Origin of the sequence: Pleomorphomonas oryzae DSM 16300, from assembly GCF_000422965.1 — a bacterium.
In the GTDB taxonomy this organism is placed as follows: domain Bacteria; phylum Pseudomonadota; class Alphaproteobacteria; order Rhizobiales; family Pleomorphomonadaceae; genus Pleomorphomonas; species Pleomorphomonas oryzae.
Map to the genome: position 1 here is coordinate 101355 of NZ_AUHB01000003.1, position 15945 is coordinate 117299.

Sequence of the window (15945 nt, forward strand, 5' to 3'; positions counted from 1 at the left end):
TGCTATCAACCGTCATGCTCTCCAATGATGGCATGACGGCGCACATATTGTCGGCATTCCAACAGAAAGGACTGTCCGATGAAACACATCTTTTTGCGCCGAGCGGCTGCCGGCCTTCTGTTTGTGACGGCGCTGCTAACCGCAATTCCTTCTATCGCCCAAATTCCCGGTCCTCAGCATGTCGTTCTGCAACAGCCGGAAGGCTACAGCATCCGTGTCGGAGATATTCGCGTTACCTCCTTTACGGATGGGACCGTTCCGCAAGATCTCCATGCGCTTCTTCGCGGGACGACGCGGCAGAATATCGACAAGCTCCTTACCCGTAACTTCCAGGCCAATCCCGTCGAAGCCTCGATCAACGCCTTCTTGATAGAGATGCCGGGCCACCTCATTCTGGTCGATACAGGCTCAGGCGAGTTGTTCGGACCGGGCAACGGCGGCAAGCTAATCGACAGTCTGGCCAGCCGGGGGTTTCATCCGGAGCAGATCACCGATGTCTTGATCACCCACGCCCACTCGGATCACGCGGGTGGTCTGGTGAAAGGCGGGCAACGCGTGTTCGTGAACGCGACTGTTTATGTCGGCAAGCCCGACGTCGATTTCTTCTTCGATCGGGCAAACCAGATCCGCACTGGTTACGACAAGAGCTACTTCGACATCGCGCAAACGACGTTGAAGCCCTATCTCGACGCCGGCAAGCTGAAGACTTTCTCCGGAACCGAGGAAATTCTGCCCGGCATTAGCGCCACGGTGCATCCCGGCCATACTCCTGGAGCCGCCTTCTATACGCTGAGTAGCAAAGGCGAGCACATCGTCTTCATCGGCGATACGATTCACGTTGCGGCTGTACAGTTTCCCGCTCCGGATGTGACCATCGCCTATGACGAGGACAGCAAGCTCGCAGCGAAGGTGCGTAAGCAGGCTTTCGCGCAATTTGCCGCGCAAGGCGACCTGATCGCGGTTCCTCACCTCCCTTTCCCCGGCATCGGTCATATCCGTGCCGATGGCAGGGGCGGGTATGACTGGGTGCCGGTGACCTACACAAATCGCGCCGCGGACTAACTGATCACCCAGTATCTGGCAGACGAGGTTACCGGCTGCGCTGTCTTCCGGTGACCTCGTCGTCGACGAAGCGTTATACTGTTTTACTGTGCGTGGTCTCTATCGGATGGCGCGTTGGTCGGATCGTCGAGCAGGGCAAGCATGAACCCAATCGCAGGCATGGATATTGATCTTTTGCTCGCGCTCGACGCGCTGCTGCAGGATCGTAACGTCACTCATGCGGCGGTTCGGTTGGGAGTCGGCCAACCGGCGCTTTCGGCTCGGTTGACCCGCCTACGCGCACTGCTCGACGATCGGCTGTTCGTCCCTGCACCTAATGGCCGCGGCATAATTCCAACACCACGTGCCGAAGCCCTGGCGCCTTTGGTTGCTGGGGCGCTTCGTCATATCGCTGCGATCATGGAGCCCGCGACGTTCGATCCGGAAACCAGCGGCCGAGTGTTTACGCTGGCCTTGCAGGAAAATCCGGCCATCATGCTTGGGCCTGGTCTGGTGCAGCGGGTTCGAGCCGTTGCCCCCAACCTCCGACTGCGACTTGCCTTGCCCGATCGAAGGCAAATTCCCGCCCTGCTTGAAAGCGGGGACATTGATGTCTTCATCGGGGTCGCAGCGGGCACGGATGCCACATGGATCGGACGGACGCTATTCCACGACGATTTTGCCACGGCTCAGCGCAAGGGCCACCCGCGAGGAATCGCGCCTCTCGATTTGGAAACATTTTGTAGCCTCCCACATCTCCTTGTTTCATCTGAAGGAGATCCGTTCTCCGGCTTCATCGATAAGGCCCTCAGGGCGATCAACCGTACTCGCCAGATCGCGATGTCGGTGCAGAGCTATGCGGTGGCACCGACCATCATCGCGGGAAGCGATCTGCTCTGCACCCTGCCGGCGCGGATGCTTCGTCATTTCGATGCGTCGCTGGATCTTTTCGAACCGCCGGTCTCGCTGAAACCGATCGGCGTTGGCGCCTATTGGCATCCACGCCAACAGGAGGATCCGGGGCATCAATGGCTTCGCAAGCAACTCTTTGCCGTTGCCGGCACTGTTGAATAAAGGCGTGGCCGGCCTAGCTACGCGGTAAAAATCATGCCCGCGTTCGCGACAAATATCATGCGCGAAGCCAGCCTGCTTGGCGAACATATCGATCGCACCGCGACCAAATCGCTTGACGCGCAGGGCTATATTGGAACGAGACAAACCGTCTGCGGCGTGACGCCGCCGCAGACGGTTCGATCCAAGGACAGTGACACTAATCCTTGGCGCGATAAGCCTCGGGAATGACGAACACCTCGTCGGCGCGGGCATAACCGCCGTCCTTGATCTCTTCGATCAGCACCATGGTGTGGGGACGCGCCGCTTCGGAGAAATATTCCACCAGCATGGCGGTGGTGCGGTGGACGATTTCTTCCTTTTGCGTGGTGGTGAGAGCGGCTTCGGGCACCTTGAAATTGGCGAAAGGCATATCGGGTCTCCTTGGTGTCGGCACGAGTTCAGCGTGCGGGGTGAAGCAGGTCGGCAAGGCCGATACGCTCGAGCAGTTGCGCCCGCATGCGATCGGCCACCGCATTGACGATTTCGGAGCCGTCACTGGAGGGGTCGACATGCACCCGGAACGGACGTTTGCCGTGCGGCATGTCGACTATCTCGCGGATGGCGCGGGCCACCGACTGCACGTCGGCGTCCGCCGGCTCCAGAGCCGCCAGCCCCTTGAGCGCCTGCTTTTCAACGCCGGCATAGGGGCCGGACCAATAGGCGTTGGCCCGTTCTTCGTCTTCCGGCGGCGTTGCGTGCTCGAAATGCATGGTGCCCTTGGTGAAGGCGCCGGGCACCAGGATTGTCGTCTCGATGCCGAAACGTGCCAGCTCAAGGGCGTAGCTTTGGGCCAGCGCGTCCATTCCCGCCTTGGCGGCGAAATAGGGCGCCAGGAACGGCGGTGTGCCGCCGCGCGTGCTGCTCGATCCGACCCACAGCATCAGCGCTTGGCCGTTTGCGCGCAGGTGGGGCAGGGCCGCGCGATTGACGCGTTGCGTGCCAAGCACGTTCACGTCGTAAACCCGCGCCAGTTGTTCCGGTGTGAAGGCTTCGGTCGGTCCGAAGGTCATGTGGCCGGCGTTGTGTATCACCACGTCGAGCCGCCCCGCGTCGGCGAGGATGCGCGCGATGGCATCATCCGCCGATGGTTGCGAAGTGACGTCGAGGGCAATGGGGATCAGCGCCAATCCCTCGTCGCGGGCGAGCTGTTCCATCTCCGCCGCCGGCTTGCCGTCATGGGCGGCAAGATCGCGCATCGAAGCAAACACCTGGTGGCCGGCGCGCGCCAATTCGCGCGCCGCCATGGCGCCGAAGCCGCTGGAGGCTCCGGTGATCAGTATGGTTTTACGCATGGATTTTCTCCTCAGATCACGCCGCCATTGGCGCGGATCACCTGGCCATTGACCCAACCGGAGTCGGGGCTTGCGAGGAAGGCGACCACGCCGGCAATATCCTCCGGCTGGCCGAGCCGGCCGAACGGATTCATCTTCTCGATGGCGGCCACCTGCGTATCGGTCTTGCCGTCGAGGAAGAGTTCGGTTGCCACCGGCCCAGGCGCCACCGCATTGACGGTGATGCCGCGCGGTCCAAGTTCCTTGGCAAGAACGTGGGTCATCGCTTCGACGGCCGCCTTGGTTGCGGCATAAATTCCATAGCCCGGCTGGTAGAGGCCGACCACACTGGACGAGAAGTTGATGATCCGCCCACCGGAACGCAGCCGCTTGGCGGCTTCGCGCATACCCCGGAACACGCCGCCCAAATTGATGGCGACTTGGCTGTCGAATGTCGCGTCGTCGAACTCTGCGAGCGGAGCGAGCTTCATGATGCCCGCGTTATTGACGAGGATGTCGACGCCGCCGAACGCTTTTTCCGCCGCGTCGAACAGTTTTGGCATTCCGGCGCGGTCGCCAATGTCGGCCTGAACCGCGATAGCTCTGCCGCCGGTTTGCTGGATTTCTTCGACGACGCTTTCGGCCGCTTCCCGGCAGTGGGCGTAGTTGACGATAACCGCGACACCATTGGCCGCCAGCCGCTTGGCGATCGCCGCACCGATACCCTTGGATGCGCCTGTGATGATGGCGCTTTGCTCTGTGTGCTGTGTCATAGTGCACCTCCGAGCTGAAACATAGGCCGCCGCCGCTTCCGGATAATCCGTCGTGAATTGACAAATCTATTCGGAACGAGCGAACAATGGCCATGGACTACCTCGATAGCCTTCGCCTGTTCATTCGTGTCGTGGAACGCGGAAGCTTCACCGCCGCGGCCGCGGATCACAGCATTCCACGCTCGACGGCGACAGAAGCAATCCGACAGCTGGAAGGGCGGCTGGGCGTGCGGCTGCTCGATCGCACCACGCGGCACGTGGCGGCAACGCCCGACGGCGACCAGTATTATCGGCGCTGCCTCGCGATCCTTGCCGATCTCGACGACGCGGAGGCGATGCTTCGCGACAGTGAGCCGCATGGTCTTTTGCGGATCGATGCGCCGGGATTGCTGACGCGTACGTTCATTCTGCCCGCGCTACCATCCTTCATCGAGCGCCATCCCCGCATCGAGGTACAGTTCGGCCAAAGCGACCGGCTTGTCGACCTGGTGCGGGAAGGCGTCGACTGTGCCATCCGGGTTGGCGAACCGGCTGACAGCAGCCTGATGCTGCGGCGCCTCGGCACGATCAAGGAGGTGACGGTGGCAAGCCCCGAGTATCTGAAGCGATATGGCATGCCGACATCGATCGATGATCTCGCTGGCCATCAGATGGTGGGGTTTCTTTCATCACGCACCGGCGAGGTTCTGCCTCTTGAGTTCAATGTCGAGGGCAGACTGCGTGAAATCCGATTGCCGATGCGGGTGAGCGCCAACCATTCGGACACGACGGCCGATCTGGCTCGGCGTGGCTTCGGATTGGTGCAGGCCCCCCGCTATCGCTTTGCCGATGATCTCGCCGGGGGACGCCTGGTCGAAGTGCTTGCCGATTATCCGCCGTCGCCAATGTTGCTCTCGGCCCTTTATCCCGATAGCCGCCAGTCGGCGCCTCGCCTGCGGGTATTTCTGGATTTCGTGGCAGAGGTGTTCCGAAGCGCAAATCTCTAGGGAGGGGCAGGAGCTTTGCCCGGCTCTCGACGCTCTTCTCACCTGGGCGGCCAATCGCCCCGGACCGACTGACTCGGCAACCGAAGAGCCACTGATTGAGTTGCCGGCACGATGATCTATCCGGCGCGATTGACTGGTCCGGATTCCCGCGTACACTTGCATCGTCGAAAAGGACCTGAGCGGCATCGGTAAGCCCGCTCCCTCTTGCAATGAGAGGCTCCGCGTCGCCAAGAGGCGAACCCGCGACAAGCAACGGCGAGTTTCGCCGCGGCTTGGCGCGCGCTGGCAGGTCTATCGGTACGCAACAAGCACGGCGGCTCGCGCTCATCATGGAGTGCATCATGCCAACTATTCGTGCCAATTCTCCGCTGATAACCCAGATCAATGTGTTCACCGTTCCCGACGGTGGGCAGGCGGCGCTGATCGATTACCTGTCCAAAGCTGCCGAAGCCGCTCGTGAGGTGGATGGGTGGATATCGGCCAGCCTGCATCGCAGTCTGGATGGGACCCGCGTCGTCAACTATGCGCAAAGCGCCGATGAAGATGCCGCGCGCCGCGTCATCAAGCGTCTGATGGATCGTGGCCTGATTCAGGGAAACAAGGCTTATGGCGAGGCGCATCCTGGACTTTACGAGGTCGTCTTCACGCTTGAGCGATAGACCTGAAGCGTGAGGGAGCAGAGCTTTTCGCAAAGCGAACGCTCATCCAGCCTCGAGCGCGGGTCGGTGTCTATCCGATCTCGCGCTCGACCGGCTTGCTTGCCATCCGCCTAGAGCATTCGCCGACCAGATTGAAACATCTGGTCGGCGAGCGAATGCTCCAGATTCATTTGCTGGAGCAACCGCTTTTCGATCAGGTTGATCCAACCTGATCGGCGGGTGCTCTAGGCACCCAGAACCTTGCGAAGCGAAGCTTCAATCTGCCCGCCGCAATAGGCATCGCCGTAATCCTCGCGAGCCTTGGCGGCCAACTTGGCGAGCGACGGCAAACTGGCGACACGCCGCGTCAGGGCGGCGACCTTGGGCGCGCTTTCCTCGAAGATCGCACCGATCACCGGGAAACGATCGACCATCGTCGACCAGAGTGTGGCCGTTACAACGTCGGCGATGCCCGCCTGCTCACCACCAAGCAAGAAGCCTGAATCGGCTTTCAGGCTGTGGCGCGTGCCGGTCTCCTCCCAAAGCGACATCCATTTGCCGAGGCGCGGAACGAAAGCTTCCCAGCGCCTTTCGGTCCACATTTCTCGACCACCGTCCAGGGTGATTTCATCCAGCACATCGTTGGCATCATTGACCACTTTCATGGTCATGGCCCGGAGCGCTGCCGTTTTGGGGAATAGATCAAGTGTTTCGCCGAGATAAAGAATAATGGCTGGCATTTCGGCGATGGCGAAGTTGTCCTTTTTGTCAACGAGCAAGGGCGGTCCCATAAAGGGAACCGGCATCCGTTTCACCGGTCCACCCATGAAATTGGAAATTGCGACATCGCCGCCCTCGGTCCACGTTTTCCCTGCATAAGCCAGAACGGCCCGGACAAACTGCCCGCGGAAGGGGACCGACCAGTAGTAGAAATCGTAGTCCGACATCGCAGAGCTCCCCTTGGAGACTTGGGATATGCAGCAGTTACTCTAGTCCCTAAACAACTCGACGGCGACCCAAGGATCGCCGTCGAGCGCAAGGCTTTCGTCTCGGTTATAAAGCGACGCTTATTCGTCGCGCAGTCGGCCGCCAAGCGCGGCGGCAGCGCTGGCGATGAAGGCGCCGATGACCAGCGACAGCGCGGCCATCAGAGCGAAGGCGATGCCGGCTTTGCGGGCCGTGTCTGCTGCCTCCTGGGCCTTCGTTTTGGCCTCGTTGACCTGCGCCAGCACCGTATTGACCCGAGCCGTGGCGTCGGCCTCCGACAAGCCAGTTCGCGCAGCTACCAGTTGTCCGAGATAGGTTCGGTCGGCAGGCGACATCTCGCCGGCGGCTGCGCTGGCAATCAGGATGCGCGAAGCCTGGGCGGCGGCGGCCGCATCACCTTCTGCGCCGGGGGCGGCAAGGCGAGTCGGGTCGGTCGGCCGAAACAGGCTGTCGACGAAGCAAGACATGCCGTTGTTGCCAGTCGTCTCACCGGTGCTGGAAGCGCTGGAAGCAGCTCCCGCCGAGGCCCCCATGGCGGCGCCGGAGGCAACGGTGGACGCCGCCTTGACGCCGGTGCCGACCACTGAGGTCAGACTGGAGGTCGCCATGCAGACGACAATAAGCGTTGCCAGAGCCCAGGCGAGAAGACCATGCGCCGTATCGCGAAAGAAAGTCTCGTCGGTATGGACGCCGACCCACTTGGTGCGTAACCGGCCGGTCATATAGCCGCCGAGGGCGGACGAAAGCCACTGAATGACGATCATCCAGATGGCGGCGGAGACGGCAAACGTGGTGACGCCTGCGCCTTGATTGCCCCACGGAGACACCATCGTCAGCCCGAGTCCCGAACCCAGGAACATCAGCACGACCGTAAGGGCGGCCGCTGAAACGGCGCCGGCAATGATGGCGCTCCAACTGACGGCCGATGACACGGATTCGACGGACGGCGCGTCGTCGAAAGCAGGAAGGGAGGAAGCCATGATGTTCTCCTGTCGCACGAGTGGCAGAATGCCCAGATCCAGAAAGGCCTCCTGCCGCAAGTTCGGTTGCTGCGATCTGGATTACGGCGTGTCACGCGTCGTATCGAGCGAACTCTGCGGCAGCGGAGGACTACGGCATTAAGCGTCCGGGAGCGAAAAAGGTTCCACTTCGCGGCAACTTAGATTCCGTTGCCGGCTTGGCCTGAGAGCACGATGGCGGTTCGCTACAGACCTGAGAGTTTCACACGGAGGAGGGCGCGGCGGTCTCCACCTTCAGCCAGTCGCCAAACGAGCGGACGAGCCGCGAGCGGACCTTGGCTTCAGGATAGACGAACCAATAGGCCTTTCCGGCGTCGATTGGTCTCTCCGTCAGCAACGCAAGCCGGCCGGACGCCAATTCCGCCTCGATCATGAAACGGGGCATCAGTGCCACGCCCAGGCCGGCGACTGCAGCCTCGGCGATCATCGAAAACTGGTCGAAGCGGGAGCCACGATAGGCGCCGGCGGTCGGCAATCCCTCGGCGGCCAACCAGTCGGCCCAGGCGGTGGGGCGGCTCGATTGGTGGAGGAGCGGCGCCTGCGAGATCGCCATAGCGTTCTGAAGGCCGAAACGATCCCGCAGGCTGGGGGCCGCTATGGGATAGACCTCTTCGATGCAGAGAAAGTCGCACATCGCACCCGGCCAGGTTGGTTCGCCGAAATGAATGGCGGCATCGAGCGGTGTATCGGCAAAGGAGAAGGGTTCGTTGCGAACCACAAAATTGACCGTCGCCTGTGGATGATCGGCAAGAAACTTCGGCAGGCGCGGCACCAACCAGCGCGCCGCGAATGTTGGCAAAACCGCAAGGTTCAGCACTTCGGCACCGCTGGCGCTTGCCATGGTGCGCTCGGTTGCGGTGGCAAGACCGGCCAGAATCCGCGCCACCTCCAGCCGGTAGGTTTCGCCGGCGTCGGTGAGAAAGACGCGTTGATTGATCCGCTCGAACAGCGGCAGACCGAGCCGTATTTCCAGTTCCCGCACCTGTCGACTGATGGCGCCCTGCGTCAGATGCAGCTCGGCGGCGGCTCGCGAAAAACTCAGATGGCGCGCGGCACTCTCGAACGCGACGAGTGCGCCGATCGACGGCAGAAGATCGCGGGCCATGGCAACGTCCGGTTATGAGATTTTCTCATGACCTTACCAGAAATCATCGTTTGCAGGGTAGGGGGCTAGGGACAATAACGTAATGGACCTCAGCCCCATTCGCCGCTGTGCCTCCGGCCGGCGTCGCCGACGAGAGTGCCAGATGCCCGCTTCCAGCCTAGTTACCGAAACCGCCGATCTTCTCGCTCGTCTTGGCGTGGTCGAAAGCGCCTATACGGGCGGTAGCCTTGTGGTCACATCGCCGATCACCGGAGAGCGGATCGCGGACGTGCGGGAGACCAACACGGCCGAGTGCGACATCGCCATCGCCGCCGCTGACGCTGCGTTTCGGACCTGGCGTCTCGTGCCGGCACCCAAGCGCGGCGAACTGATCCGCCTGTTCGGGCTCGAACTGAGAGCCGCCAAGGCAGATCTCGGGCGCCTCGTGACCATCGAGGCCGGCAAGATCGTCTCCGAGGGCCTCGGCGAGGTGCAGGAAATGATCGATATCTGCGATTTCGCGGTCGGTCTCTCCCGGCAGCTCTATGGTCTTACCGTCGCCACCGAACGGCCGAGCCATCGCATGATGGAGACCTGGCATCCCCTAGGTGTCGTCGGCGTCATCTCCGCTTTCAACTTTCCCGTCGCTGTCTGGTCCTGGAACGCGGCCATCGCTCTGGTCTGCGGCGACACCGTCGTCTGGAAACCTTCTGAGAAGACGCCGCTCACCGCGCTGGCTACACAGGCCTTGTTCGAGAAGGCTGCGGCCAAGGCGGGAGCACCGACTGGCCTCTCCGCAGTGATCATCGGCGGCAGGACAATCGGCGAAGCATTGGTGGACGATGTCAGGATTGCTGCCGTGTCGGCCACCGGCTCGACCGCCATGGGCCGTTCTGTCGCGCCGCGCCTTGCCGCCCGCTTCGCCCGCGCCATTTTGGAGCTCGGTGGTAACAACGGTGCCATCATTGCCCCTAGCGCCGATCTCGATCTCGTGGTGCGTGGCGTTGCTTTCGCGGCGATGGGAACGGCCGGCCAACGCTGTACCACGCTCCGGCGTCTTTTCGTTCATGACAGCGCTTATGACAGCCTGCTGCCGCGTCTCAGGAAAGCCTATGCCTCGGTGACCATCGGCGATCCGCGAGAGGCCGGAACGTTAGTCGGGCCGCTAATCGACAAGGCCGCCTATGATCGCATGCAAGGGGCGCTTCAGAAGGCGCGGGCCGATGGCGCGACCGTCCATGGCGGCGAACGCGCCCGCGAAGAACTCGGCGGCAATGCCTTCTATGTCCGGCCGGCTTTGGTCGAGATGCCGGCCCAGACCGAGGTGGTCAGGACCGAGACCTTTGCGCCGATCCTCTATGTCATGCGCTACACCGACTTCGACGCAGCGCTCGAAGCGCATAATGCCGTGCCGCAGGGTCTATCCTCGTCGATCTTCACCAACGATTTGCGTGAAGCCGAGACTTTCCTGTCCGCCAAGGGCTCGGATTGCGGCATCGTCAACGTCAACATCGGCCCGTCCGGCGCGGAGATCGGCGGGGCCTTCGGTGGAGAGAAGGAAACCGGCGGCGGTCGTGAGGCCGGTTCGGACGCCTGGAAGGCCTACATGCGCAGGGCGACCAACACCATCAATTATGGACGCGATCTGCCGTTGGCGCAGGGCGTCAGCTTCGACGTGGAGTAAGCCATGACGATCCGCGTAATTGTCGCCGGAGCGACCGGCTGGACCGGTAGCGCTGTGGCCAAGGCGGTGCTCGCCGCCAACGATCTGATGCTGGTCGGCGCCGTTGCTCGCTCGTCGGCTGGTCGCGATCTCGGCGAGGCGCTCGGCAGCGCGGCTGTCGGCGTGACGGTCGTTGCTACGGTCGAGGAAGCGCTGAAAGCCGGTGCCGATGTTCTTGTCGACTACACCAAGCCGGGGGCGGTGAAGGCCAATGCCCTCAAGGCGATTTCCGCCGGTGTTGCCGTGGTGATCGGCACGTCGGGGCTGTCGGCCGACGACTATGCGGAGATCGACAAGGTAGCACGGGAGAAGAGTGTCGGCGTATTCGCCGCCGGTAACTACTCGATCACCGCCACGCTGATGACCAAGTTCGCGCTGATGGCGGCAAAATACGTCGCCGACGTCGAAGTGATCGATTACGCCTCGGCCAGCAAGCCCGATACGCCCTCCGGCACGGCGCGCGAGTTGGCCGAACGTCTTTCCGAAGTGCGCCAGCCGGCCACTTCAAAGCCATTGAACGAGCTCGGCGGCGTCAGGGAGACACGCGGCGGTGCCATTGGCGCCGTGCAGGTGCACTCGCTGCGCATGCCGGGTTATGTCCTGTCCTGCGAGGCGCAGTTCGGCGCACCGGGCGAGCGGCTTCTCCTCCGTCACGATGCCGGCTCCGACGCCGCGCCCTACGTTGCAGGCACGCTGCTTGCCGTGCGGCACGTGCGGGAACAGGCAGGCCTCAGGCGAGGGCTGGACCTGTTGATCGATTGACCGATTTCTCTACGTTCCGGTCGATGACCGGCCTCATTGTTCTGGGAGTTGCCCACCTTGTCCTCGTCCATTCCGTCCCGCACCGGCGGCCAGATCCTGATCGATCAGCTCATTCGGCAAGGGGTCGAGCGGCTCACCTGCGTGCCCGGTGAATCCTATCTTGCTGTTCTCGACGCACTGCACGACAGCTCGATCGATGTACTGGTGTGCCGCAACGAGGCCGGCGCCACCATGATGGCCGACGCCTATGGCAAGCTCACCGGTAAGCCGGGCATCTGCTTCGTGACGCGGGCACCCGGCGCTACCAATGCCGCGCCGGGCCTGCACATTGCCGAGCATGACTCGACGCCGCTGATCCTGTTCGTCGGTCAGGCCGAGCGGGGCATGCTGGAGCGTGGCTGCTTCCAGGAAATGGACTATAAGGCGGTGTTTGGCTCCATCGCCAAATGGGTGGTGGAAATCGACGATCCCGCCCGAATCCCCGAACTGGTCGCCCGCGCCTTCCGCGTCGCCATGCAGGGACGGCCCGGCGTGGTGGTCGTGTCGTTGCCGGAAGATATGTTGACCGAAACGGCGGAGGTGGCCGATGCGCCGCTCGTCGAACCAGCAGAAATCTGGCCGGGACTGGCCGATCTCGCACGGTTGCAGAAGCTCATCTGGGAGGCGAAGCGGCCGCTGGTCATCGTCGGTGGATCGCGCTGGAGCGAGCGGGCTCGGCGCGAGGTGATCCGCTTTGCCGAGCGCTTCGACCTGCCAGTGGCGACAAGCTTCCGCCGCGCCTCGTTGTTTCCGGCCGACCACCCGAATTATGCCGGCGATCTCGGCCTCGGCGCCAATCCGAAGCTCGCGACCCGCGTTCGCGACGCGGACGTACTGCTTGTCATCGGCGGCCGCCTGTCGGAATCGCCGTCGTCGTCCTACACGCTTCTCGACATACCGCAGCCCAAGCAGACGCTGATCCACGTCTATCCCGATCCGGAGGAGATCGGACGCGTCTATCAGCCGACGCTCGGCATTGTTGCCAGTCCGCATGCCTTCGCTTCGGCGCTCTCCACAGTGCATCCGCCGGTCGAGATTCCCTGGTCGAATGAGACGAAGACGGCCCGTGCCGATTTTCTCGCCTGGACCGACAAGCCCACGGTGCTGCCGGGTGATTTTCAATATGGCGATGCTGTGGTCTGGCTGCGCGAACATCTGCCGCCCGAGACGATCATTGCCAATGGCGCCGGCAATTATGCCATCTGGGTGCACCGCTATTGGCGGTATCGCAGCTTTACCGGCCAGCTGGCGCCGACGTCGGGGTCGGTCGGCTATTCGGTGCCGGCCGGCGTCATGGCCAAGCGACAGTTTCCTGAGCGGCCCGTGGTGGTCTTTGCCGGGGACGGCTGTTTCCTGATGAACGGCCAGGAGTTTGCCACCGCGGTCCAGTACGATATTCCGGTCGTGGTGATCGTCATCGACAATGCCATGTACGGCACCATCCGCATGCATCAGGAGCGCGAGTATCCCGGCCGCGTCTCGGCGACATCGCTGAAGAATCCAGACTTCGCAGCCTTGGCCCGCGCCTATGGCGGCCATGGTGAAACCGTGCGGACCACGGCGGAGTTCGCGCCGGCCTTTGAGAGGGCAATGGCATCCGGTAAGCCGGCTATCATCCATTGTTTCCTTGATCCGCAGGCTGTGACCCCGGCGAAGACGCTGGATCAATTCGCCGGCCGCGTCTGACCCCAGCAAAAAAGGCCCGGCCTTGATATTGGCCGGGCCTTCCGTTCGAAACTGGTGCCGATCAGTAGTCGGCGTGGATGTCGTTGTCCTTGGTTTCGCGGACAAACAGCATGCCGATGACCAGCGTGACAGCCGCCACGACGATCGGGTACCAGAGGCCGTAGTAGATGTCGCCGGTGGCTGCCACCATGGCGAAGGCCGTCGTCGGCAGGAAACCGCCGAACCAGCCGTTGCCGATGTGATAGGGAAGCGACATCGACGTATAGCGGATGCGGGTGGGGAACATTTCCACCAGGATCGCGGCGATCGGGCCGTAGACCATGGTGACGTAGAGCACCAGCACGAAGAGCAGCAGCGTCACCATGACCAGGTTGATCCGCGCCGGATCGGCCTTGGCCGGATAACCGGCGGCGGTGATGGCGTCGGTCAGCGACTTGGTGAACACCTGGGCCGGCGTCGAGCCGTCCGCGCTGGCGGCGGGATTGAAAGCCACTGCGGTGGCGCCGATCTTGACGGTCGCCGGCGTTCCTGCCGCTGCCGTCTCGTTTTCATAAGGTACGCCCGCCTTGACAAGAGCAGCTTTTGCCACGTCGCAAGACGTGGTGAACTTGGAAGTACCCACGGGGTTGAACTGGAACGAGCACTCGTTCGGGTCGGCAACGACGATCACCGGGGAGTTGGCGACAGCCTGTTCCAGCGCCGGGTTGGCGTAGTGAGTGATCCCCTTGAAGATCGGGAAATAGGTAAGGCAGGCGAGCAGCAGGCCGACCATGATGATCGGCTTGCGTCCGATCCGGTCCGACAGCGATCCGAAGATCACGAAGAACGGCGTGGCGATCAACAGCGAGGCGGCGATCAGGAGATTGGCGGTCTGTGCCTCTACCTTCAACGTCTGCGTCAGGAAGAACAGCGCGTAGAATTGACCCGTGTACCAGACCACCGCCTGACCGGCGACGAGACCGAACAGGGCGAGCAGGACGACCTTGAGGTTCTTCCACTTGCCAAAGGCTTCGGTGAGCGGCGCCTTGGAGGTCTTGCCGTCTTCCTGCATGCGGCGGAAGGCCGGGCTCTCGTTGAGCTTCAGGCGGATCCAGACCGAGATGGCCAGCAACAGGATCGACACCAGGAAAGGAATGCGCCAGCCCCAGGCGTTGAAATCGTCAGCTGACAACCCGGCGCGACAGCCGAGGATGACCAGAAGCGACAGGAACAGGCCGAGCGTAGCCGTCGTCTGGATCCAGGAGGTGTAGGCGCCCCGACGATGGTCGGGCGCGTGCTCGGCGACGTAGGTCGCCGCACCGCCATACTCGCCACCGAGCGCGAGGCCTTGCAAGAGGCGGAGCAGGATCAAGATGATCGGCGCAATCATACCGATGGTGGCGTAGTTGGGCAGGATGCCGACAATGAAGGTCGATGCACCCATGATCAGGATAGTGACGAGGAAGGTGTATTTACGACCGATCATGTCACCGAGCCGGCCGAATACCAGCGCGCCGAATGGCCTGACAGCAAAGCCGGCAGCAAAGGCAAGCAGGGCGAAGATGAAGGCCGCCGTCGGGTTGACGCCGGAAAAGAACTGGGCGGCTATGACCGCTGACAGGGAACCGTAGAGATAGAAATCGTACCACTCGAAGACGGTGCCGAGCGACGAGGCGAAGATGACGTGTCGCTCTTCCTTCGTCATGACATATGAGGCAGGTGACTTCGTCGGGTCGACGGTGACGGATGTCATCGGTATTCCTCCCAAATCGTGATGCTTCGCCCCGGTCCGTCCAGCCGGTCGATGGCGACCGGCGGCTCCACCCGGACTCGGGGGGGCGAGGCGTAATACTACGTAGGCGGGAGTTGTACGTGAAGGTACCGATAACGGAATCTTTAGTCTACCAACGATGTGACAGGCGGAAATCTGGCAATATCCGTTCAGGAATTAGCCGGGCGTCCTAGTGCAGACGCCTCGAATTTTCCAGAGTTCATGATGTGGCGCCACGCCGTCACCACGTCATCGGGAATATCGACATGTGGCAGGAAGCCCTTGCCGCGCGGCCCGTAGCCGTTTTCGTCGTCCGTCAGGCGTTGGATCTCACCGGTCAGCAACGACAGGAAGCGTTCGGGCGTCCATTTGTGGCTGTTCGGGCTCTGGAGGTAGTCGATCCGGTCGCGGCGGTAGCCGATGCAGGGCACCTGCACCGGCCAATTGATGATCGTAGGACAGGTTGTATCGGCCCAGGCCTGCCGAAACGAAGCATCGGTGCGCCGCTGCATCAGCGGGTCTTGAACGAGCAATATCGCGGCCGGCACCAGTCTCTGCGCATCGAGAAAGCGCCGGCTGAAAAGGCCGTTTTCGCCGCAGTTGGTCGACGCATCTTCCAGCAACAGCCGCGACTGATTGAGCCCGAGAAACATGGCCGCGATGTCGCCGAGCAAGCGAGCTTCCGATGTCTGGCTGGCGAGGGCCTTGCGGTAGACAGGATGGGCATCGACGGCGGCTGCCAGCAGACCAGTCGAATGACCGATGCCGCCCGAGATCAAGAGCGGCACGCCCCTTGTCCTGGCCTTCTTCACCGCGCCTTCCAGGGTCCATAACAGGGCGTTGCCGGCGAGCACCACCAGATCGAAAGCCGGTGCGCTGTGTTTGTCCTGGTTGCCAAGGTCGTCAAGCGCCAGAAAGCGCGCGACGATATTGATCGCCGTGATGTCATCGGCGTCTAGCGGACCATAGGGACCAAAGGAGGACATAAAAGACTTTCGCGTATGCGGCCGCAGGGATGTCACGACCCGTTACAACAACTTGTATGAGGCAAGGTTCTGGCAGACCATCCGTGG

At 62.3% G+C, this 15945-nt stretch carries 15 protein-coding genes; 7 read left to right on the forward strand and 8 right to left on the reverse strand.

What is annotated here, in order from left to right; all coding sequences use genetic code 11:
- Positions 1-78 precede the first annotated feature (78 nt).
- On the forward strand, positions 79-1062 hold the full coding sequence (locus G522_RS0105680) for an MBL fold metallo-hydrolase (protein ID WP_084632872.1): 984 nt from the start codon (positions 79-81) through the stop codon (positions 1060-1062).
- A 141-nt stretch (positions 1063-1203) separates the two neighbouring features.
- Positions 1204-2115: a LysR family transcriptional regulator gene (locus tag G522_RS0105685; RefSeq protein ID WP_026790210.1), complete on the forward strand. Its 912-nt coding sequence runs from the start codon at positions 1204-1206 to the stop codon at positions 2113-2115.
- A gap of 196 nt (positions 2116-2311) precedes the next feature.
- Here G522_RS0105685 and G522_RS0105690 read toward each other — a convergent pair whose 3' ends face one another.
- From G522_RS0105690 to G522_RS0105700, 3 genes are read right to left on the reverse strand one after another with little or no spacing between them, the layout of a single operon-like run.
- The gene (locus G522_RS0105690; RefSeq protein WP_026790211.1) at positions 2312-2524 is read right to left on the reverse strand and encodes a tautomerase family protein; all 213 of its coding nucleotides are present in this window, start codon (positions 2522-2524) and stop codon (positions 2312-2314) included.
- A gap of 28 nt (positions 2525-2552) precedes the next feature.
- Positions 2553-3446: an SDR family oxidoreductase gene (locus tag G522_RS0105695; RefSeq protein WP_026790212.1), complete on the reverse strand. Its 894-nt coding sequence runs from the start codon at positions 3444-3446 to the stop codon at positions 2553-2555.
- An 11-nt stretch (positions 3447-3457) separates the two neighbouring features.
- The gene (locus G522_RS0105700) at positions 3458-4198 is read right to left on the reverse strand and encodes an SDR family oxidoreductase (protein ID WP_026790213.1); all 741 of its coding nucleotides are present in this window, start codon (positions 4196-4198) and stop codon (positions 3458-3460) included.
- A 92-nt stretch (positions 4199-4290) separates the two neighbouring features.
- Between G522_RS0105700 and G522_RS0105705 the strand changes: the two genes are divergently transcribed.
- On the forward strand, positions 4291-5184 hold the full coding sequence (locus G522_RS0105705) for a LysR family transcriptional regulator (RefSeq protein WP_026790214.1): 894 nt from the start codon (positions 4291-4293) through the stop codon (positions 5182-5184).
- A gap of 341 nt (positions 5185-5525) precedes the next feature.
- Positions 5526-5843, forward strand: a complete 318-nt coding sequence (locus tag G522_RS0105710; RefSeq protein WP_026790215.1) for an antibiotic biosynthesis monooxygenase family protein — start codon at positions 5526-5528, stop codon at positions 5841-5843.
- 224 nt (positions 5844-6067) lie between these two features.
- On the opposite strand, the gene G522_RS0105715 is transcribed toward G522_RS0105710, so the two are convergent.
- From G522_RS0105715 to G522_RS0105725, 3 genes are all read right to left on the reverse strand, one after another.
- Complete coding sequence (locus tag G522_RS0105715) at positions 6068-6769, reverse strand: glutathione S-transferase (RefSeq protein ID WP_026790216.1); 702 nt, start codon at positions 6767-6769, stop codon at positions 6068-6070.
- 120 nt (positions 6770-6889) lie between these two features.
- A complete protein-coding gene (locus tag G522_RS0105720; protein WP_026790217.1) occupies positions 6890-7789 on the reverse strand; it encodes a hypothetical protein in 900 nt (299 codons plus the stop codon).
- A gap of 241 nt (positions 7790-8030) precedes the next feature.
- Entirely contained in the window at positions 8031-8933 is a 903-nt protein-coding gene (locus G522_RS0105725) for a LysR family transcriptional regulator (protein WP_026790218.1), read from the reverse strand.
- 142 nt (positions 8934-9075) lie between these two features.
- On the opposite strand from G522_RS0105725, the gene amaB reads away from it, so the two are divergent.
- The 3 genes from amaB to G522_RS0105740 are packed head-to-tail and all read left to right on the forward strand — an operon-like array spanning position 9076 to position 13122.
- Positions 9076-10596: an L-piperidine-6-carboxylate dehydrogenase gene (gene amaB, locus G522_RS0105730; protein WP_026790219.1), complete on the forward strand. Its 1521-nt coding sequence runs from the start codon at positions 9076-9078 to the stop codon at positions 10594-10596.
- A gap of 3 nt (positions 10597-10599) precedes the next feature.
- Positions 10600-11397, forward strand: coding sequence for a 4-hydroxy-tetrahydrodipicolinate reductase (gene dapB / locus G522_RS0105735; protein WP_026790220.1), 798 nt, complete (start codon positions 10600-10602; stop codon positions 11395-11397).
- 57 nt (positions 11398-11454) lie between these two features.
- A complete protein-coding gene (locus G522_RS0105740) occupies positions 11455-13122 on the forward strand; it encodes a thiamine pyrophosphate-binding protein (protein ID WP_026790221.1) in 1668 nt (555 codons plus the stop codon).
- Between the two features lie 61 nt (positions 13123-13183).
- Here the strand turns inward: G522_RS0105740 and G522_RS0105745 are convergent, their stop codons facing one another.
- Both G522_RS0105745 and G522_RS0105750 read right to left on the reverse strand, forming a co-directional pair.
- The gene (locus tag G522_RS0105745) at positions 13184-14854 is read right to left on the reverse strand and encodes an MFS transporter (RefSeq protein WP_245586600.1); all 1671 of its coding nucleotides are present in this window, start codon (positions 14852-14854) and stop codon (positions 13184-13186) included.
- 188 nt (positions 14855-15042) lie between these two features.
- A complete protein-coding gene (locus G522_RS0105750; RefSeq protein ID WP_026790223.1) occupies positions 15043-15858 on the reverse strand; it encodes a YdcF family protein in 816 nt (271 codons plus the stop codon).
- Between the last annotated feature and the right edge of the window lie 87 nt (positions 15859-15945).